Origin of the sequence: Nannocystis pusilla, from assembly GCF_020073745.1 — a bacterium.
Classification (GTDB): Bacteria; Myxococcota_A; Polyangia; order Nannocystales; family Nannocystaceae; genus Nannocystis; species Nannocystis radixulma.
In genome coordinates, this window is sequence record NZ_JAIRAU010000039.1 from 126,645 (window position 1) to 145,689 (window position 19,045).

Below are 19,045 nucleotides of genomic sequence, written 5' to 3' on the forward strand. Positions count from 1 at the left end.
CCTGTCTGAACGTACCCATGCCCGGCTTCCTCGACCGCGTCCGCACCCTCCCGCGCCTCGGCCTCGGCGTCAGCACCGAGTACGGCGCGCGCCGGCAGGACGGCGCGCTCGACCCGCTGGAGCTGCGGCGGCGCCGGCCCGACTGCGCCGGCTTCCTCGAGGTCGGCGTCGAGGTCGTCAAGGGCCTCGACGACGACGCGCGGGCGTGGGCGGCCGGCGGCCTGCCGACCACCTACCACTTCCTCGACATCAACCTCGACGACCCCGACGACTTCGACGCGCCCTGGCTCGCCGGCGTGCGTGCGATCGCCGGCGAGCTGCGCCCGGCCTGGTTGTGCGGCGACGCCGGCCTGTGGCACCTCGGCCGCCGCGACCGCGGGCACATGCTGCTGCTGCCGCCGATCCTCGTCGACGAGGCCGTGGCCCCGCTCGCGGAGGGCCTGTGCGCCCTGCGCGAGGCGACAGGTCTCGAGGTGCTGCCGGAGAACCCGCCCGGCGCCGCGTTCGTCGGCGAGCTGCACCTGCTCGACTTCTTCGCCCGCGTCGCCGAGCGCGCCGACACCGGCCTGCTGCTCGACTGCGCCCACCTGGCCATGTTCCAGCGCGCCCGCGGCCTGCCCCCGCGCGCCGGCTTCGACGGCGTCCCGTGGGACCGCGTGGTCGAGCTGCACGTCGCCGGCGGCCGCGTGCGCAACCAGGCCGGGCTCGAGTGGGTCGAGGACGACCACGGCACCGACGTCTTGCCCGACACCTGGGAGATCGCCGGCGAGGCGGTCGCGCGCGCCGTCAACCTGCGCGCCATCGTCGTCGAGTGCGAGCGCAACCCGATCGAGGCCGTCCTGCCGCTGTTCGACCGCGTCGCCGCCTTGTGGCCCGCGCGCGGCCCGGAGGCCGCTTGACCGACCGCCTCGACCCGCGGCGCGTGCAGGCCGCCCTGGTCTGCATGCACCTCGATCCGGCCTACGCCGCCGCCGTGCGCGGCCCGGGCCCGCTGCCCGAGCTGGCCGGGCGCGAGCGCGAGCTGCTGCGCGCCGTCGATCCGCGGACCCTCGCCGTCGACCCCTACCGCCGCGCCCGGGCCGTCCACGCCCTGATCGAGGAGTACCCGGCCGCCGCCGCCCTGCTCGGCGTGCCCGCGATCGACGCGTTCTTCTCCACCCTAGCCTTTCGGACATGTGTCTTCGAACATGGCTCGATGGCCCTGTCCTTTGGCACGTGGCTCGGCGACCAGGCCGGCGGCCCGGGCCGGATCGAGGCGGCGATCGCCCGCGCCCGCCGCCCGCGCCCCGACCCCGCGCCCGGCCTGAGCTGCAACCCGTGCGTCGCGCCGCTGCTGCTCCCCGCCGGCAGCCTGGCCTGCCTCGAGCGGATCCGGGCCCGCCTCGGCCCCGACCCCGCCGCCGCCCTGGCGTCCGCGCGACCGCTGCGCGAGCGGCCCCCGCGCGGGCCGAAGCAGGAGGCGCTGCTCATCGAGGCCAGCCCCGCCGGTGAGGTGTCCCTCGGGACAGCCAGCGAGCCGCTCGTCCGCCTGCTGCGGTTCGCCGCCGCTCCGCAGACCCACGCCGCGCTGGCCGCCGAGGCCGTGCGTCTCGGCGCCGAGCCGCACGAGGCCGACGAGCTGCTCGCCGGCCTCGTCGCCGACGGCCTGCTCGTCGCCGGTTGACCGACCAGCCTCGCTCGCACACACGGCGAACGAGCGCCCGTCGTGTCCTCGATCGCACGACGAGCGCTCGCCCCTCCGCTGGCCCGCTCAACCGCCGCCCATGAAACGCAGCGCGAAGTCTCGCAGGCGCAGCACCGCCGGGATCCCGTCGGTGCTCTGGAACGTCAGCGTCTCGGCGAAGCGCACGTTCTCCGCGCTCTTGTAGGCGACGTACGCCCGCCCGGCCGGGCTGCCGAGCAGCGCGTTGATCTTGCTCTCGAACTCGCCCTGGACCGCGGCGACCTCGGCCGCGCCCTCGGCGGACAGGCGCTGCGACACGCCGTCGGCCTCGGCGTTGACGCGCTGGCGGTACTCGAGCGTCTCGGCCTCGATGTTCTTGATCCCGAGCAGGTAGCCGTCGGCGAGCGCCTCCGGCGCGTCGATGTCGAGCACGCGCCCGACCTCCTCGCGCAGCTTCACCTGCTCCTCGTCGGACAACGCCTTGAGCGCGCGACGGGCCGAGCCCGGCGTGCTGTCGCCCTTGGTGTCGACGAAGCCGACCTGGTACGCGCGCTCGAGGTCGGCCTGGCGCTTGATCCAGTCCTGCTGCAGCGCGTTGGCCAGCGCGTTGGTCCCGAGCTCGTAGTTGTCGAGCTCCTGCTGCTGCTTGGCGACCTTCTCGCGCGCCCCGTCGAGCAGCTTGTTCTGCTCGTTGAGCTGGATCTGCTGCAGCTGCTTCTCGTACTCGTCGCGGAACGTCACCGCCCGGACCAGCACCGCCTGCGCCTCGAGGTGCAGCGGCGCGAGCTCCTGGTTGAGCCGCTCCAGCGTCTCGGCCGCGACCTTGAGCCGCGTGTCGGCGTGGTAGAAGTCCGAGCTCGTCAGGTTGGCCAGGCCCTCGCGCAGCACGCTGACCGTCGTCTCCTGCGCCAGCCGCTGGAACCGGTACTGCCCGTTCGTGCTCTCGACGTGGTTGCCCGCCATCATGATCTGATGCGCCTCGCCGGGCTTGATGCGGTACGGCACGCTGACGTCGACGAACACGTTGTTGTTGTCGCGGGTGCGGATCTGCAGGACCTGGCCCTCCTCCTCGCCGTAGTCGAGGAACAGGTAGTGGCTCGGCAGCAGCGTCAGGCTGTGGATCCCGGCGATGTTGAGCGTCCACCCCGGCTCGAGGTCGGCCGCGAGCACGCCCGAGGCGTTGCTGCTGCGCACGCCGATCGTGCCGAGCGGCACCGTCGAGATGACGCACGTCGGCGCGATCCACAGGAACAGCAGCGACAGCAGCGTGAGCTGACAAATGCGGACGAAGCCCTTCACTGCGCACCTCCGACCTTCTCGACCTCGACCCGCGACGGGTTGGCGTCGTTGGCCCACGGCTCGATCGCGATCGTCACCCCGCGCAGGCGCTCGCCCAGCCGCTCCATCACCCGCTCGACCGGCTGCGAGCGGAACGCGTCGATCTCGGCCTTGCGCCCGCGATAGTTCGCCTCGAGCTGGCCGCGGAGCTCGGCCGCCTGCTGCTTGGCCGCGCTGAGGGCCGCCTGGCCCTCGGCGACCTTCGAGATCTTGTACGTGTCGGCCTCGCGGGTCGCGTCGGCCTGGGCCGCGATCGCGGTCGCCAGCGCCGACTCGAGCTCGGTCCGCTTCTCCTGGATCGATCGGTTCTGATCGCGGTTGACCTCGGCCAGCCGGCGCTCGCGGCTGGTCTCGGCCGCCGCGAGGTTGCTCTTGATGACCTCGAGCTGGTTGCCGAGCTTGTTGCGCTCCTCGATCAGCTTCTCGTACTCGTCGTTGAACTGCGGTCGCGGCGTCACGATCTGGGTCACGATGACGCCGTGCACCCCGAGCAGCTCGTTGAGCCGGCTCTTCGCGCGCTCGGTCGCCTCACCGAACTTGGTCGGGTTCGACACCGAGATCGTCGACTCGCGGCCGAACTCGTCGCGGAGGATCGCGCGGGCGTACGGGCGCATCCACTTGAGGTAGCCGCGCTCCTCGCCGCCGTCGCGCACGACCGTCTGGGCCTCGTCACCGGCGATCTGGAAGATGATCGTGGTGTCGGAGAAGTGGAAGTTCGAGCCGTCGCTCGCGCGCACCGTCAGCTCGCTGACCTCGAGGTCGTCGACCGTCTTGCTCCCGTGCATCGAGAACGTCTGCGGGCTGGCGTCGAGCACGTACACCGAGTGGATCCCGAACGGCAGCCGCGTGATCCAGCCCGGCTGCGTCACCGTCGCCAGCCCGCCGGTGACGTTGTTGATCCGCACGGCCACCTGGCCGGGCTCGATCGCGGTGAACGAGGTCGTCATCAGGACGAGGCCGGCGATCAGCGCCCCGCCGATCCACACCCAGTCGAACCAGCTCGACCCGCCGCCTGTCACTGATCTGAGCTTCCCCTGGAGGTCCCCCAGGATCTGGCCGCCGCTCTGCCGGCCTGAATTCCGCTGTTGCGCCATGCCAGCATCGTACACCAGGCCCCGCGGGTCGCTCGGCCCCGAACGCGACCGCTGCTCGTCGCCCTGCCCGCCGCGCTGCGACGCGGGCGCTCAGCCGGAGCGCGGCTCGTCGCTCGGCTCCGATTCGCCCGCCGCCGCGCTCCGTGGTCCTGCCTCGCTCGCGTCGCTCACCACCTCGCCGTCCGCGTCGCTCACCGGCTCCGATTCGCCGCTCGCGCTCGCCTCGTCGCCGGGCGCGGGATCGCCCGGCCCGCGCGGCGCCAGCACGCCGACCCGCGGATCGACGAAGGACGCCAGCCAGCCCGCGATTTGATTGTCGCCGGACGCCAGCGCGCGCATCTGCACGACGCGGACGCCGTCGCTCGCCTTGATGTCGGCCGACAGCTCCTCGGCGCGGACGAAGCGCCGCGTCATCAGCACCTTGGCCGCCATGCGCACGCGCGGCGTCAGGCGATCGAGCTCGGCCTCGTCGTTCTCGCTCAGGGTCGACGCCACCAGCTCGCCGTCGATCCCGATCAGCGCCGCCGGCATCGGCCACTGCTTCATCAGCCCGACCAGCGCGCGCCGCTGCTCGAGCAGTCGGCCCTGCATCTGCGACTCGAGCTCCTGCTGGCGATCGAGCGCCGCGTTGAGCTGGCGGGCCACCTGGCCGAGCTCGTCCTGATAGAAGTCGCGCACGCGCCGGCGCCGGTCGCCGCTGGCGATCGCCTCGGTCACGCTGCCGACCTCGGACAGGCGCCCGAGCACGTCGCGCTGCAAGCTGCGCGACAGCGGCCCGAGCGACAGCAGCGCCACCGTCACCAGCACGCCGAGCAGCACCGCGGCCTCGATCGCCGACTGCGACGCCTCGATGTTGGCGTCGCCGAGCGCCGTCTTCTTCGCCTCGAGGTACTGATTGACGTCGCGCTTGAGCTCCTCGAACACGCGGAACACCGTCTCGTGGTAGGCCGCGTACGCGTCCTCCGGGATGCTGCGCAGCAGCTCGTCGCGGGCCTTGCGGTAGACCTCGTAGTCCTCCTGCAGGTTCTTCAGCATCGCCCGCTCGTCGTCGCTCATCGCCACGCTGCGGGCCTGCGCGAGCGCCTTCTCGAAGTCCTCCTCCGCCGCCGTCATCTCGGTCGGCTCGCTGCGGTGCATCAACCCGACCAGCGTCGCGCTGTCCTGGCGCTCGATCTGGTGCAGCATCGTCACCGCCGCGCCGAGGCTGACCAGGTTGTTCTGCACCACGACCTGGACGTTGCGGGCGACCCGCTGCGAGTTGAACGCGGCCGTCCCCACGCTGAGCAGCAGCAGCGCGATCAGGTAGCCGTAGCCGAGCAGGAGGCGGGTGCGGAGGGTCATCGCGGGTGCTCCTGAACCGGTCTACGCGAGGCTGGCGACGCGCCGGACCGACGCCGGCGGGCCGACGATGAGCAGGCGATCGCCGCGCGCGAGCCGGTCGTCGGCCGCCAGCTGCGGGATGACCTGCCCGCCGCGGCGCACCGCGATCACCGACACGCCGTAGCGGCGCTTCATGTCGATCTCCGCCAGCGACTTGCCGATGAACTGCTCCGGCGTGGCGACCTCGACCAGGTTGGTGTTCTCGTCGAGCGCGATCTGCTCGAGGATCGTCGGGTGGGCCAGGTTGCGGGCCAGCCGCTGGCCCATCTGCATCTCCGGGTTGATGACCTCGTGCGCGCCCACGGCCAGCAGCACGCGCGCGTGCAGCTCGTTGGCGGCGCGGCTGATGATGCGGGGGATCCCGCGCTGGCGCAGCAGCGACGTCGTGAGGATCGACGTCTCGCGGGCGCGGGCGCCCATCGCCACGACGACGCACGACATGCGCTCGAGCCCCAGCTCGTTGAGCGCGCGCTCGTCGGTCGCGTCGGCGCAGGCGACCGCGTCGACCTCGGATTCGACCAGCTGGGCCCGCTCCTCGAGCTGGTCGATCGCCAGCACCGCCGCGCCCTCGCGCACCAGGCTCAACGCGACCGCGCGCCCGAACTGCCCGAGGCCGATGACTGCGAATTCTCCGCTCATGAGGACATGTCCTTGAGTTCAGGTTGCTGCGCCGGCGCTCAGCCGACCATGATCTTCGCCTCGGGGAACTGGACGTGCCCGCCGCGCGGCGTGCCGAGCGCGAGGGCGAGCGAGATCGGACCGACGCGACCGACGAACATGGTGACGATGATGAGCCACTTGCCGAGCGCGTTCAATTCCGCGGTCGCCCCGATCGACAGCCCGACCGTCGCCAGGGCGCTGACCGTCTCGAAGGCGGCGCGCTCGAAGCTCATGTCGTGGCTGGCCAGGAGCGCGAAGGTGATGGTCACCGCGACCATCGTCGCCAGGGTCATGATGGTCCCCGCGCGGTAGACGACGTCGTGCGGGATCGTCCGCCGGAACAGCTGGGCCCGCGCCTGGTTGCGGATCAGCGCCGGCACCGCCGCCAGCACCACCGCCAGCGTGGTCGTCTTGATGCCGCCGCCGGTGCTGCCCGGCGAGGCCCCGATGAACATCCACACGATCATCATCAGGATCGTCGAGCGCTCGAGCGCCGAGAGGTCGACGGAGTTGAAGCCCGCGGTCCGCAGCGTCACGCTCTGGAACAGCGAGTTGATGATCTTGTCGGCGACCGACAGCCCGTGCAGCGACGCGTCCCACTCCGCGAGCGCGAACAGCACGGTGCCCCCGACGACCAGGCTCAGCGACATCCACAGCACCACCCGCGCTTGCAGCGACAGCCGCCGCTCGCCTCCGCGCGCGCGCAGCCACAGCCCGAGCAGCACCGGGAAGCCGAGCCCGCCGAGCGTGATCAGCGTGCCGTGCACCGCCTGCACCAGGCCGTCAGACTGGAACTGGATCAGGCTGTCGCTCCACAACGCGAAGCCCGCGTTGCAGAACGCCGAGATCGCGTGGAACGAGCCGCGCCACAGCGCCGCCGCGAAGTCGAAGCCGTAGCCGAAGTGGAACACCAGCGCCAGCACGAGCGCGCCGATGGCCTCGATCAGCAGCGTCGACACGACGATGAAGCGCGTCAGCGCGTAGGCCGAGCCCGGGCTCGTCAGGTCGAGCACCTCCTCGAGCGCCTGCTCCCCGCGCAGCGCCAGGCGCCCGCCCAGCAGCACCGCCGCGAACGTCGACAGCACCATGATGCCGAGGCCGCCGAGCTGGATCAGCAGCATGATCACGACCTGCCCGAAGTGCGAGAACGCGACCGGTGTGTCGAGCACGATCAGCCCCGTCACGCAGGTCGCGCTCATCGCCGTGAACAGCGCGTCGATGAAGGCGATCGACCGCTCGCTCGCCGAGGCCGCCGGGAACGTCAGCACCAGCGCGCCGGAGAACGCGATGAGGCCGAAGGTCGAGAGGATGAGCAGCGCCGGCCGGGCGTAGAAGCTCTGCAGCAGATCGGCGAACACCGGCCCGCGCGCGACGATCACCAGCAGCACCGCGGCCTGCAGCGCCCACAGCAGCGCGAGCACGGCGCCCGGACTCGTCGTCGCCGCGGGCACGAAGAGCACCGCCGCGGCCACCACCGCCAACAAATAGCGCCGCCGCTGCCGCATCAACCCGTAGACGTACGGAGAGACCAGCGCGAGGGTCGTCAGCGCGAACGTCAGCCCGATCAGGTCGGGGACCAGCTCGTACTCGACCTCGAAGCCGAACAGCGCCAGCCCGGCCAGCAACGACACCAGCAGCAGGTGCTGCGCCGCGGCCCCGTAGCGCTGCAGCCACGCGAATGACTCGCCGCGATCGCCGACTCGCCGCGCCCGCGCGCTCGGGTTCGAGATGGCGAACAGGGTGTCGCCGATCAGCGCCAGGTTCCAGACGATCAAGAAGCCCGCGATCTGGACGTCGGACGCGATCAGCGGCACGAACATCCCGGCGTTGATCGAGAGCAAGAGCGGCACGAACACGAACGCCCAGCGCCGCCCGCCGAGCAGGCCCGCGATCACCGCGAGGGTCACGAGCCCCATGGCGATCGCATAGAGGTTGCCGACGCTGAGCAGCTCGTCGACCTTGCCGAGGAAGCTGTCGCGGTGCAGATCGGCGACGATGCGCACGCCGAGCACGCTGAGCAGACTCGCGCCTGCGACGCGGGCCGCCTGCAGGCGACGGGACGGACGAGGGACGGGAGCGGCGCTCATGGCGACAGGCCGACGAGCCTCGGTCTGCCTTTATCACCGACCTCCTCCGCGGTCCAGGCGCCCCCGGTGGATCGGGCCGCCGCGATCCGTATACTCACTCGCACGTGCCCGCCTCGTCGCCCAAGCCCGCCGGCGCCGGACTGGCCGCCGCCCTCGCGCGATCGCGGATGCTGAACCCGCTGGCCTGGTTCGACACCGGCGCCCAGATCGAGGTCCGCCGGTTCGCCGGTCCGGCCTCGTTCGTGTCCCAGCTCGCCAGTCCCCTCCGCGTGGCCCACGTGACCGACATCCACGTCGGCCGGATCACGCCGATGAAGATCCAGCGCGCCGCCGTCGACCTCGTCAACGCCGAGCGGCCCGACCTCGTGTGCATCACCGGCGACTTCGTGTGCCACAGCCAGACGTTCCTCGACCAGCTCGAAGAGCTGATCCGCCGCTACGAGGCCCCGGTCATGGCCGTGCTCGGCAACCACGACCACTGGTCCGGCGGTCCCGAGGTCCGCGCGGCCCTGAAGCGCGCCGGCGCCGAGGTCCTCGACAACGTGCACACCACCATCACCCTGCGCGGCCAGGCGTTGCAGGTCGTCGGCCTCGACGACGCCTACACCGGCCACGCCGACGTCGAACGCGCGACGCGGGGCCTGCGTCACGACCTGCCCACGCTCGGCCTGTCGCACATCGCCGAGGAGGCCGATCACCTGTGGAGCGCGGGCGTTCAGCTCGTGCTGTCCGGGCACACCCACGCCGGCCAGGTCACGCTGGCTCGCCTCAACGAGCTCGCGCTCGGCCGCCTCATCGGTCACAAGTACGTGCACGGCCTCTACGGCTCGCGCGTCGACGTGTGCCCGCGCGGCGCGGTATACGTCGGCGCCGGCATCGGCGCGGCCGTCATCCCGCTGCGCGTCGGCGAGCGAGCCCGCCGCGAGGTCACCGTCTTCGAGCTCGGCGCGGCCCCCGGGAGCTTCGAGGAGCACCACGTCGATCAACCCGCGCTGCCCGGCCGCCCCCCGACCGAGAAGCAGAAGTACAAGCGGATCTTGCAGGTCGAGGCCAAGCGCGAGAAGCGGGAGCGCAAGGCCGCCCGCAGCCGCCCGCGGAGCGACGAGGATGACCGCTGACGGCCGCAGCCGGCTCGCCGCGGCCCTGCTGGCGGTCGCCTGCGCCGTCCCCGAACCGGCGCCCGCGCCTCCGGTGACCGGTCCTTCGGGACATGTCCAATCGAACCTGCCCGAAGCGACCGGGCCGATCGACCATGCCCCCGAGGACACCTCGCCTCCCGCCCCGCCACCCGCGAGCGAGCCGCCCCCGCCGCCCCCCGTGGCGATCGTCGATCGGCCGATCACCTACGACGAGGCCCGGATCGCCCGCACGATCGCGTACCGCCAGGCCCACCAGGATCCGGCCGCCGCCGGGATCGAGATCGAGCCGCGCATGATCATCCTCCACCACACCGGCGGAGGCTCGGCGGACGCGACCTGGCGCTACTTCGACCGCCCGACCATCGAGAGCGGGCGCAAGACCATCGCCGCGGCCGGCGACCTCAACGTCTCGTCGCAGTTCCTGGTCGACCGCGACGGCACGATCTTTCGCCTGATGCCGGAGACCTCGATGGCCCGTCACTGCGTCGGCCTCAACCACGTCGCCATCGGCGTCGAGAACGTCGGCGACCTCGAAGACCACCTGCTGACCGACGCCCAGGTCGCGGCCGACGCCGCACTGGTCCGCCACCTCAAGGCCCGCTTCCCCGCGATCACCCACCTGATCGGTCACCACGAGTACCTGGCGATGGAAGGCCACCCCTACTTCGTCGAGCGCGACCCCAAGTACCGCACCCGCAAGGCGGATCCCGGCCCCGAATTCATGGCGAAGGTGCGCGCGCAGGTGGCCGACCTCGGGCTCGAAGGCCCACCTGTCCGTTGAGCCATCCCCACCGCCGCCACGCGCTCCCCTGCCCGCCGCGCCCCGCCGAGCGACCCGGACGCGCTCGCGCCCCCGCTCCACCCCGTGCCGGGCGCCGCCGGCGCCGAGGAGCACGCGCGACTCGGTCTCCCGCAGCTCGACCTGCAGCGCTCCGCTGAAGCCCGAACAGACCCAAGCAAAGAGCCCCTGCGGTGGGCAGGGGCTCTCGGCTTCGAGCTTCGTTGTTTGGAGGCCTGGGCCGGAATCGAACCGGCGAATAGAGCTTTTGCAGAGCTCTGCCTTACCACTTGGCTACCAGGCCGAAGGGGCGACTTATCTATCACGGGAAAAATCGGCGGGCAAGAGCATCGCGGCGCATTCCCTTCAAACGCTTGCCCCGCGCCCCGGACCCGTGAGGGCCCGGGAAGCGGGGCAGAACACGGCTGCGGCGCGAGCGACTCGCGCCGCACGGCTGACGCTCACAGGCCGTCCAGCGGGTCGTCGACGTTCTTGCTGACCGAGATCCCGCCCTTCGGCTTCTCGGACTTGGGCTCGCCGTCGCCGCTCGGCTTGCTGCTGCCGGACGACTTGCCCTTGTTCTTCTTCTGCTTGTCCTCGTTGGCGGCCAGCTGCGCGTCGAGGGCCGCCTTCTCCGCGAGCAGCTTCTGCCGCTCCGTCTCGTCCTGGACGTTCCTGAGCTGGTTCTCGATCTCGTCCTTCTGCGACTTGATCTTGTTCTGCTCCTCCTGAAGGCCCTTCAGCTCCTTCATGAGGGCCGCCATCTCGGCCTGGCGCTCGTCGTCCTTCTTCTTCTGTTCGATCTGGGCGATCCGCTCGGCCTCGTCGCGCTTCTGGATGTAGTCGAAGATCCAGTAGCCGCCAGCGCCGACGCCGATCACCAGCACGCCGAGGACGGCGTACAGCATCACCGGACGCGCCTTCTTCTCGGCCAGCTTGACCTGCGCGTCGAGCTTCATCTGCTCTTCCTTCAGGCGCGCCTCCTGCTCGGCGCGGGCGCGGAGGTCGGCCTCTTGCAGCCGCAGGCGCTCCTCGCGTTCACGGGCCTCGCGCTCGGCGGTCTCCTTGGCGATCCGCTCGGCCTCTTCGCGGGCCTTCTTCTCGGCCAGCTCACGCGCCTTGCGTTCGGCCTCTTCGCGGGCGCGGCGCTCGGCTTCTTCCTTCGCACGCTTCTCGCTCTCGACCTCGGCGACGCGCGCGGCCTCGAGGTTCTTGAGCTCACTCAGGGCGATGAGGGCTGAGTTCTCGGTGTTCGACATGGCGAGCAGTGCTCCTGGAGATCGGGGGCCCGAGGTGGGCCAGGAAGTATGTTTCGGTCCAGCGTCGGGTCCAACGCGAACGACCGCGGCAAGGTCTCGGCCAGCGCCGCGGCGCGGATCTTCAGGTTGCCGCAAAACGCCGGCGCTGCCTAGTCCCTGATGCCGAGGGGGCCTGCGCGACGTGTGCGAGCGGCCACGGGCCCGGCGACGGACTCGCGCGCGAGGGACGAGCGCCGAAAGTGCGACGGGGCCGCCCCGAAGGACGACCCCGCCGACCGACTGGCCCTGGCGCGCGCGCCGAGCTCAGAAGCTCACGGACACCTGGGTGCCGATCTGCTCCTTCTGGACCTTCTTGAAGGTCGCCTTCTTGAGCTCCGCCGCCACGCAGTTGGCGAGGCCGTCGTTGCCCGCGGCGTCCACCACCGTCGAGCTGAGCACGGTGCCCGAGGGGCCGCTGATCGACAGCTTGATCGAGACCTTCTCGCCGCCCTTGGCATTCTTGGCGCAGTTGGTCTTGGCGTTGGCCTTGACCGGGTTGACGCCGGCCTGGATGTCCGACAGCTCGAGCTTCTCGGGCAGGCTCGAGTCGCTCGGCGGCTTGCTGTCGCCACCGCCACCGCCGCCGCCGCCGCCGCTCTTCTTGCCGCACTTCGACGGGTCGAGGATGCAGTCGACGCTGTAGTCTTCCTTCTTCTCTTCCTTCTTCTCTTCCTTCTTGGGCTCGACCTTGCCCGAGTCGCCGCCGACGGCAGACGTCTTGCTGTCCGTCTTGTCGCCCTTCTTGTCGGTCTTCTTCGCCGTGGTCTTGGCGACCGTGCCCTTCTTGTCGTCGGGCGTGGCCGGCGCAGCATCGGCTCCGCCGGTCTCCTCGTCCTCTTCGTCCTCTTCCTTCTTCTTCTTCTTCGGCTTGTCGCCGTCGTCCTCGTCCTCGGACTTGTCCTTCACCTCGACCGGCTTGATGACCTCGACGATCTTCGTCTCCGGCGTCGGCGGCGGCCTGGTGAGGATGTAGTACGCCATGCCGCCCATGCCGAGCAGCAGGATGGCCATCAGCGCGTAGAGCGGCGCGTTGGACGAGCGCTGCGGCTCCGGAGCCGGCGCGTGCTCGACGACCGGCTGCGCCGGCGTCACCAGCAGGGGCGCGGCCGACAGGCCACCGAAGCCCGTACCGCCGAAGCTCGGCAGCATCGAGTCGTCGCGGCCCTCGTCGCTACCACCGCCGCCACCGCCGCCACCGCCGCCGCCGCCCATCATGCCGCTCATGGCGCGGATGTCGATGAGGCCCGAACCCTCGCTGTTGCTGGTCGGCGAGGCCGCGGGCGAACCGCCGCCGCCGCCGCCACCGCCACCGCCGCCGAGCGAGAACGACGGGCCGCTGGGAGCAGCAGCCCCACCGCCCCCGCCGCCCGGCTTGCCCATCGCGATCGACGACAGGCTGTCGAGCGAGAACAGCACCGAGTTCTCGTTGCGCGCGCCGGTCAACGACGACACGCGCGGGTTCTCACCGCCGCCAGCCGGCGCCGCCGCTGCTTTCGGGCCGCTGCTCGCAGCAGGCGCGGCCGCGACGGGCTGACGCGCCGGCTCGGGCTGGCGGTCGAAGCTGGAGCTCGCCGAAGCGGCCGGCGCGGGCGCGCTGTAGTCGTCGTCGCTGCCGCCCGCGAACGGATCGGGGGCCGCCGAGCGAGCACCCGCTGCTGACCGATCGGCCAGGTCGGAGAACGCGCTCACTTCACCGAGCGGCAGCCAATCCTCGAAGCCTTCCTGCCAGACGGAGGTGTCCTTGTCGATCTCACCGGCGGCGAAGCGATCGCGGACCTCGGCCTCGCTGATCGGCCCCACGGTCTCACCCCCGATCGCCAGGTGCCAGCCCGGCTCGTCGGCTGGCGCGTCACCACCGTCCTCCGCGCCGCCCGCCTTGTCGCGGACGATGATGACGTTGCTGCACTTCTTGCAGCGGATCTTGAAGGTCTTGCCGCGGACCTTGTCGTCCGCAATCGAGTATTTGGCTCCGCACTTATCGCATTCGATCTTCATGAGCGTGATTCCTGGGATTCGCTCGCCAGAGCGCGACGGCGTCCTGCAGAACTGACTACGTCCGCGGGGCCGCCAGTATAGGAAATGCGGCTGGTAGGTACAACCAGACGGATAAAACAGCCGAGTGCCGCGACACGGGCCGCCTGGCGCCGCCCTTCGCCGACCCCTGCCGCTTTGGGGCCCGGGCTCACTCGACCGGACATCTGCCCAGATCCGACACAAGACGAGCCAGCGCGGGTTTGCCCGTCGCGTGCGTCAATTGCGCTAGTCGGACCCATGGAGCTCGAGCGGGGTGGCTGCGGTGCTGGCGCGAGCCTCGAGGCTGCAGGACGTGGAGTCACGGGGCCGTGACGACGAATCGCCAGCAACGGGCTCAAAACGGGTCCCGCAGCAAAATGGTCTGCTCTCGATCGGCTCCGAGCGACACGAGGGCGATCGGCACGCCGACCTCGTCTGCGATCAGGTCGAGGTAGGCGCGCACGGCGGCGGGGAGATCTTCGAGACGTCGCGCGGCCGAGATTCGTCCGCGCAGCGAGGGATCGCCCCAGCCGGGCACAGGGCTGAGCACGGGGGTCACCTCGTCGAGCTCGACCTCGCCGGGCGCCGCCCCATCGGCGTAGCGACGGCACACCTGCACTTCGGGCATCGCCGCCAGGACGTCGATCTTGGTGATGCAGAGCCCGGTGAGGCCGTTGAGCCGGGCCGCGTAGCGCAGCGCGGGCAGGTCGAGCCAGCCGCAGTCGCGCGGACGTCCCGTGGTCGCGCCGAACTCGTCGCCGGCGCGGCGGAGCTGATCGCCCAGCTCGCCCTCGAGCTTGGTGGGGAACGGCCCGGCGCCGACGCGCGTGGCGTAGGCCTTGCTGATGCCCCAGGCGCCCCCGATCGCGGTCGGGCCGATGCCGATGCCGGAGCACACGCCGCCCGCGAGCGTCGTCGACGAAGTCACGAACGGATACGTCCCGTGGTCGAGGTCGAGGAGGGCCCCCTGCGCGCCCTCGAAGAGCACCCGCTTGCCGGCGCGGATGGCCGCGTCGACCAGCTCGCCGGTGTCGCAGACCTTGCCCGCGAGCCACGCGGCCCACGCCTCGGCGCGCGCCAGCTCGGCCGCGACGTCGACCCGCTCGCTGCTGAGGAGGCGCGCGATCTCGGCGTCGACGACCTCCTTCGCCAGCTCGAGCCGGGCCCGCAGCCGCTCCGGTCGGAACAGGTCGCGCACGCGCACGCCGCGGCGCCCGGCCTTGGCCTCGTACGCCGGGCCGATGCCGCGCCGCGTCGTCCCGATCTTGGCCGCCTGGGCCCGATCTTCGCGCAGGCCGTCGAGCAGCCGGTGGTGCGGGAAGATCACGTGGGCGTCGCCCGACACGCGGAGCTCGCCGCCGTGCAGCATCCCCGCCGACTGCAGCTCCTCGACCTCGGCGCGGAACACCTCGACGTCGATCACCATCCCGGCCCCGAGCACGCACAGCGTCCCCGGGTACGCGCAGCCCGACGGCACCAGGTGGGTCACGAGCTTGCGCCCGCCGATCACCAGCGTGTGCCCGGCGTTGTTGCCTCCGGCGTAGCGCGCCACCAGCTGCGCCTGGCTGGCCAGGTAGTCGACCACCTTGCCCTTGCCCTCGTCGCCCCACTGCGCGCCGACCACGATCAGCGTCGTCATGCTCCGCTCTCCTCCGCCCGGCGCCACGCGCCCGGCTGTCCTTGGGACCAGATCTCGGCCCGCTCGTCGGCGCCGATATACACCAGTTCGTCCGCCTCTGCGGCCGCGGCCTGAGCTGCCTCGAGGGACAGCCCGGCCTGGATCCACGCGCGCCGGCCCGCCGCCCGCTCCGCCTCGGCCCGCGCGGACGCGGCGGCGCGCAGCCGCGGCTCGCGCCCGTGGACGGCGATCATCACGCCGCCGGCCCGCGCCGCCCTGTCGCCGTCCGTCGCGTCGAGCGAGACCTCGAGCGCGTCGAGCTCGACCGCGAAGCCCGCCCCGCCGGCGTAGCGCCCGCCGACCACCAGCGGCCGCGCCGAGCCCGGCGCCCACGCGCGCAGGCGCAGCCCGGTGTAGTAGTCGAAGCCGCGCACCTCGCCGAGGTCGACCACCAGCCGCGCGTGCAGCTCCGGGGCGCGCCCCCGCACCAGCGCCAGGGTGTCCTCGAGCCGGGCCAGGCGCTCGGCCAGCCACGGCCAGGTCGCGCGAATGTCCTCGGGGACATGCTCCAAAATACCTGGCGCTCCGAACAGCTCGCACAGCAGCCCGAGCCAGCGCCGCGGCTCCTCGCCGAGGTCGAGGCCGGCGGCGAAGCGCGCCACCCCGGCGGCGTCCTTGCGCGCCAGCAGCCCGTGCAGCGCCTCGACGTCGCAACTCGGCAGGCGCTCGAACACCCCGCGCGCGATGCCGACGTCGGCGACCTCGAGGGTCGCGCCGGCCACTCCGGCCGCGCGCAGCGCCGCGTCGGCGAGCAGGATCAGCTCGGCGTCGGCCTCGGGCGCGTCGTCGCCGAGCAGCTCGACGCCGACCTGGTGGCGCTCGCTCTGCTCACGTGCCCCTTCGGACAGGCGCACGACGTCCGCCGCGTAGCACAGGCGCACGGCCTCCCCGGCGGCCAGCCGCTCGCGCAGCTGCTGCTCGGCGAGGCGGGCGATCTGCGGCGTGATGTCGGAGCGCAGCGTCACGAGCTCGCCCGAGCCGGCCTCGATGAAGCGGACGCAGCGCTGCCGCTCGCGCTCGGCCAGCCAGCGGCCGAACACCGCGAAGTACTCGATCGCCGGCGTGACCACCGGGTCGTAGCCCCAGCGGTCGAACACGGCCAGCAGCGCGTCGGTGACGGCGCGGCGCCGGCGTGCGGCTCCGGGCAGCAGGTCACGAGCGCCGCGCGGCAGCACCGCGTCGACGCCGTCGGGGGAGCGCGCGCTCAAAGGCCTTCCTTGAGATCGTGGAACACCAGGCCGGTCGGGATCTTCGGATAGAAGAAGGTGCTCTTCTGCGGCATCACCTCGCCGCTGTCGCACACCGCCCGCACGTCGTGGACCGGCGTCGGGTTCATGAAGCACACCAGCTGCACGTCGCTCCCGCCGGCGCGCGCCACGGCCAGCGCCTCGTCGGTCGACTTGTAGTAGCGGATGTTGGTGTTCTGCGCCTGCGCCTCGCGGGTGACGCCGAACCCGCGGTCGAGGATGAGCTCGTGCAGCAGCGCGACGTCGAGGCGCTGCAGCGCCGGCGCCAGGTGCTGCAGGCCGGCCGCGGCCGGGTCGAAGTCGGGGCGCAGGGTCAGCACGACGAGCTCGCCGGTGGCCGGCGCCGCCAGCCCGAACGCCGCCCCGCGCGCCCCCGCCTCGGCGAGGCGCGCGCGCACGGCCGTGCCGCTATCGGGCAGCTTCTCGTGGGTGATGGTGAAGAACGGCTCGACCTGGGCCAGCGCGGCCGCGAGGTCGAGGCCGGGCACGCTGTGGATCAGGCGGTGCGTCGGCAGCACCACGAGGCCGGGGTCGTCGAGGTTGGACAGGAAGATGAGGCCCCAGCGCGCCACCTCGCCCTTGCCCGCCGCCTCGAGCTCGGCGCGGAAGCTGCACATCGTCTCGTAGCGGTGGTGGCCGTCGGCGATGTAGATCTTCTTGTCGGCGAGCACGTCAGTGAGCGCCGCGGTGGCCGCCGGATCGTCGACGCGGTAGAGCGCGTGGTGGGTGCCATCGAAATCACACTCGAGCACCGCCGACCCGAGCGCCCGCGACGTCGCCGCCTCCCACGCGCGACCGGGGTCGGAGAACATCCCGAACACCAGCTCGAGGTGAGCCTGGCACGCGCGCATCAACTTCAGGCGATCGGCCTTCGGACCGGACAGCGTGCGCTCGTGCGCGAGGACCGGGCCGGCGCCGAAGCGCGTCAGCTCGATCAGGCCGATGAAGCCCTTGCGCGTGTACTGCTGGCCCTCCGACGTGAACGTCTGGTGGTACACGTAGAAGCTCGGGGCCGCGTCGCGCACCAGCGCCTCGCGCTCGAGCGCCGCGAACCGCCGCGCGCCGACCTCGTACTTCGCGTCTCCTTCCCCTTCGGGTAGGATCACGTGGATGCAGTTGTGCGGCGAGCGAGCGCCGATCCGCTCGCGGCCGGCCGCGTCGACGACGTCGTACGGAGGCGCGAGCAGGAGACCGGCGTCGCCGAGGCGGGGGAGGTCGTAGCGGAAGCCGCGGAGCGGGCGGACGTGTGCCATTGCCGGCCGTATACCACGCTTCGCGCGGGCGGCGTGGGCGTCCCCTGCCCGCCGCACGCCCCGACCTCATGCGCCGCGACGCAGCGTCATCCGCCCATGCGGGTGAGCGCTCGCACGCCGATGTCGCGGCGGTGCTGGCCGCCCTCGACCTCGATGCGATCGACCGCCGCGTAGGCGCGCTCGATCGCCGCGCGCAGGTCGTCGCCCCGAGCGCAGACCCCCAGCACCCGTCCGCCGCGGGTCTCCCAGCCGTGCGCGCTGCGGCGAGTGCCGGCGTGGAACACCTTGACGTCGGCGAGCCCGGCGACCGCCTCGAGCCCGCGGATGGCCGCGCCCGGCCGCGTCTCGCCCGGATAACCACCGGCGGCGACGACCACGCTGGCGGCCGGCGCGGCCTCGTAGCGGCGCGGCGTCAGCTCGCCGCGGGCGGCCGCCAGCAGATCGGCGACGATCGGCGTCTTCAGCCCGAACAACACCGGCTGCGCCTCGGGGTCGCCGAACCGACAGTTGTACTCGATCACCTTCGGCGTCCCGTCGGGCGCGATCATCAGGCCGACGAACAGCACGCCGACGAACGGGCGGCCCTCGGCGCGCAAGCCGGCCAGCGTCGGCGCCACGATCTCGCGCTCGGCCCGCTGCAGCACCGCAGCGTCGCACACCGGCGCCGGGCAGTACGCGCCCATGCCGCCGGTGTTCGGCCCCTGATCGCCGTCGCGCAGGCGCTTGTGGTCCTGCGCCGGCGGCAGGAGGCTCCAGCGCTGGCCGTCGCTCAGCACGAACAGCGACGCCTCCTCGCCGTGCAGCCGCTCCTCGAGCACCACCGTCGCGCCCGCGTCGCCGAAGACATGACCTTCGAGACAGGACCGAACAGCCAGCTCGGCCTCCTCGAAACTCTCGGGCACGACCACGCCCTTGCCGGCCGCCAGGCCGCTGGCCTTGATCACCGGCGGGCTGGCGAACGTCCGCACCGCCGCGAGCGCCTCGGCCAGGCCGGCGGCCGTCACGTGCGCCGCCGTCGGGATCGCGTGGCGGGCCATGAACGCCTTCGCGACCGCCTTGCTGCCCTCGAGCTCGGCCGCCGCCGCCGAGGGCCCGAACACCGCGTGCCCGGCCTCGCGCAGCCGATCGGCCAGGCCGTCGACGAGCGGCTGCTCCGGCCCGACGATCACCAGATCCGGGCGCAGGCGCTCGGCCAGCGCGACCAGGCCCGCCAGGTCGCCGACGCCGACCGCGTGGCAGGTCGCGTCCTCGGCGATGCCGTCGCTGCCGGGGGCCGCGTGGACCTCGTGGCCCTCGACGCGGCAGCGCCACGCCAGCGCGTGCTCGCGCCCGCCCCCGCCGACGATCAGCACCTTCAAGCTCTTCGGGACGTGCACCATCGCACCTGTCCTTTCCGACATGCTCTAAAGTATTGTGG

Annotated in this window: 15 protein-coding genes and 1 tRNA gene; 4 read left to right on the forward strand and 12 right to left on the reverse strand. The window is 72.1% G+C overall.

Annotated features, from left to right (window positions below):
* Nucleotides 1–17 precede the first annotated feature (17 nt).
* Together K7C98_RS28240 and K7C98_RS28245 are read left to right on the forward strand one after the other, a co-directional pair.
* Nucleotides 18–899 carry a multinuclear nonheme iron-dependent oxidase gene (locus K7C98_RS28240; RefSeq protein WP_224194891.1) on the forward strand — a complete coding sequence of 294 codons (882 nt, stop codon included), beginning with the start codon at nucleotides 18–20 and terminating at the stop codon, nucleotides 897–899.
* Nucleotides 896–1,663: a hypothetical protein gene (locus tag K7C98_RS28245; protein ID WP_224194892.1), complete on the forward strand. Its 768-nt coding sequence runs from the start codon at nucleotides 896–898 to the stop codon at nucleotides 1,661–1,663. The genes K7C98_RS28240 and K7C98_RS28245 overlap by 4 nt, the downstream gene beginning before the upstream one ends.
* 87 nt (nucleotides 1,664–1,750) lie before the next feature.
* Here the strand turns inward: K7C98_RS28245 and K7C98_RS28250 are convergent, their stop codons facing one another.
* From K7C98_RS28250 to K7C98_RS28270, 5 genes are all read right to left on the reverse strand, one after another.
* The gene (locus tag K7C98_RS28250; RefSeq protein ID WP_224194893.1) at nucleotides 1,751–2,962 is read right to left on the reverse strand and encodes an SPFH domain-containing protein; all 1,212 of its coding nucleotides are present in this window, start codon (nucleotides 2,960–2,962) and stop codon (nucleotides 1,751–1,753) included.
* On the reverse strand, nucleotides 2,959–4,095 hold the full coding sequence (locus K7C98_RS28255) for an SPFH domain-containing protein (protein WP_224194894.1): 1,137 nt from the start codon (nucleotides 4,093–4,095) through the stop codon (nucleotides 2,959–2,961). The genes K7C98_RS28250 and K7C98_RS28255 overlap by 4 nt, the downstream gene beginning before the upstream one ends.
* Nucleotides 4,096–4,185: 90 nt before the next feature.
* On the reverse strand, nucleotides 4,186–5,436 hold the full coding sequence (locus tag K7C98_RS28260; protein ID WP_224194895.1) for an MCP four helix bundle domain-containing protein: 1,251 nt from the start codon (nucleotides 5,434–5,436) through the stop codon (nucleotides 4,186–4,188).
* 21 nt (nucleotides 5,437–5,457) lie between these two features.
* On the reverse strand, nucleotides 5,458–6,114 hold the full coding sequence (locus K7C98_RS28265) for a potassium channel family protein (RefSeq protein WP_224194896.1): 657 nt from the start codon (nucleotides 6,112–6,114) through the stop codon (nucleotides 5,458–5,460).
* 38 nt (nucleotides 6,115–6,152) lie between these two features.
* Nucleotides 6,153–8,222 (reverse strand): TrkH family potassium uptake protein, encoded by a 2,070-nt coding sequence (locus K7C98_RS28270; RefSeq protein WP_224194897.1) that lies wholly within the window; start codon nucleotides 8,220–8,222, stop codon nucleotides 6,153–6,155.
* A gap of 104 nt (nucleotides 8,223–8,326) precedes the next feature.
* Between K7C98_RS28270 and K7C98_RS28275 the strand changes: the two genes are divergently transcribed.
* Together K7C98_RS28275 and K7C98_RS28280 are read left to right on the forward strand one after the other, a co-directional pair.
* A complete protein-coding gene (locus K7C98_RS28275; protein ID WP_224194898.1) occupies nucleotides 8,327–9,340 on the forward strand; it encodes a metallophosphoesterase in 1,014 nt (337 codons plus the stop codon).
* The gene (locus K7C98_RS28280) at nucleotides 9,330–10,142 is read left to right on the forward strand and encodes an N-acetylmuramoyl-L-alanine amidase (protein WP_224194899.1); all 813 of its coding nucleotides are present in this window, start codon (nucleotides 9,330–9,332) and stop codon (nucleotides 10,140–10,142) included. The genes K7C98_RS28275 and K7C98_RS28280 overlap by 11 nt, the downstream gene beginning before the upstream one ends.
* Before the next feature lie 226 nt (nucleotides 10,143–10,368).
* Here the strand turns inward: K7C98_RS28280 and K7C98_RS28285 are convergent.
* The 7 genes from K7C98_RS28285 to purD form a co-directional block, all read right to left on the reverse strand.
* A tRNA-Cys gene (locus K7C98_RS28285) sits at nucleotides 10,369–10,443 on the reverse strand.
* A gap of 157 nt (nucleotides 10,444–10,600) precedes the next feature.
* Nucleotides 10,601–11,398 (reverse strand): hypothetical protein, encoded by a 798-nt coding sequence (locus tag K7C98_RS28290; protein ID WP_224194900.1) that lies wholly within the window; start codon nucleotides 11,396–11,398, stop codon nucleotides 10,601–10,603.
* Nucleotides 11,399–11,701: 303 nt separating this feature from the next.
* Nucleotides 11,702–13,432: a GYF domain-containing protein gene (locus K7C98_RS28295; protein ID WP_224194901.1), complete on the reverse strand. Its 1,731-nt coding sequence runs from the start codon at nucleotides 13,430–13,432 to the stop codon at nucleotides 11,702–11,704.
* A 373-nt stretch (nucleotides 13,433–13,805) separates the two neighbouring features.
* Nucleotides 13,806–15,089, reverse strand: a complete 1,284-nt coding sequence (locus K7C98_RS28300) for an adenylosuccinate synthase (RefSeq protein ID WP_224194902.1) — start codon at nucleotides 15,087–15,089, stop codon at nucleotides 13,806–13,808.
* Nucleotides 15,086–16,336 carry an ATP phosphoribosyltransferase regulatory subunit gene (locus K7C98_RS28305; RefSeq protein WP_224194903.1) on the reverse strand — a complete coding sequence of 417 codons (1,251 nt, stop codon included), beginning with the start codon at nucleotides 16,334–16,336 and terminating at the stop codon, nucleotides 15,086–15,088. The genes K7C98_RS28300 and K7C98_RS28305 overlap by 4 nt, the downstream gene beginning before the upstream one ends.
* Nucleotides 16,333–17,628: a DUF1015 domain-containing protein gene (locus K7C98_RS28310; RefSeq protein ID WP_224194904.1), complete on the reverse strand. Its 1,296-nt coding sequence runs from the start codon at nucleotides 17,626–17,628 to the stop codon at nucleotides 16,333–16,335. The genes K7C98_RS28305 and K7C98_RS28310 overlap by 4 nt, the downstream gene beginning before the upstream one ends.
* 86 nt (nucleotides 17,629–17,714) lie before the next feature.
* Nucleotides 17,715–18,986, reverse strand: coding sequence for a phosphoribosylamine--glycine ligase (purD, locus tag K7C98_RS28315; RefSeq protein ID WP_346660309.1), 1,272 nt, complete (start codon nucleotides 18,984–18,986; stop codon nucleotides 17,715–17,717).
* Between the last annotated feature and the right edge of the window lie 59 nt (nucleotides 18,987–19,045).

Excerpts from the sequence above, each read along its gene's own strand:
- K7C98_RS28240 (WP_224194891.1), top strand. The coding sequence starts at position 18 with ATGCCCGGCTTCCTCGACCGCGTCCGCACCCTCCCGCGCCTCGGCCTC.
- K7C98_RS28255 (WP_224194894.1), bottom strand. The coding sequence starts at position 4,095 with ATGGCGCAACAGCGGAATTCAGGCCGGCAGAGCGGCGGCCAGATCCTG.
- K7C98_RS28260 (WP_224194895.1), bottom strand. The coding sequence starts at position 5,436 with ATGACCCTCCGCACCCGCCTCCTGCTCGGCTACGGCTACCTGATCGCG.
- K7C98_RS28265 (WP_224194896.1), bottom strand. The coding sequence starts at position 6,114 with ATGAGCGGAGAATTCGCAGTCATCGGCCTCGGGCAGTTCGGGCGCGCG.
- K7C98_RS28270 (WP_224194897.1), bottom strand. The coding sequence starts at position 8,222 with ATGAGCGCCGCTCCCGTCCCTCGTCCGTCCCGTCGCCTGCAGGCGGCC.
- K7C98_RS28280 (WP_224194899.1), top strand. The coding sequence starts at position 9,330 with ATGACCGCTGACGGCCGCAGCCGGCTCGCCGCGGCCCTGCTGGCGGTC.
- K7C98_RS28290 (WP_224194900.1), bottom strand. The coding sequence starts at position 11,398 with ATGTCGAACACCGAGAACTCAGCCCTCATCGCCCTGAGTGAGCTCAAG.
- K7C98_RS28295 (WP_224194901.1), bottom strand. The coding sequence starts at position 13,432 with ATGAAGATCGAATGCGATAAGTGCGGAGCCAAATACTCGATTGCGGAC.
- K7C98_RS28300 (WP_224194902.1), bottom strand. The coding sequence starts at position 15,089 with ATGACGACGCTGATCGTGGTCGGCGCGCAGTGGGGCGACGAGGGCAAG.
- K7C98_RS28310 (WP_224194904.1), bottom strand. The coding sequence starts at position 17,628 with ATGGCACACGTCCGCCCGCTCCGCGGCTTCCGCTACGACCTCCCCCGC.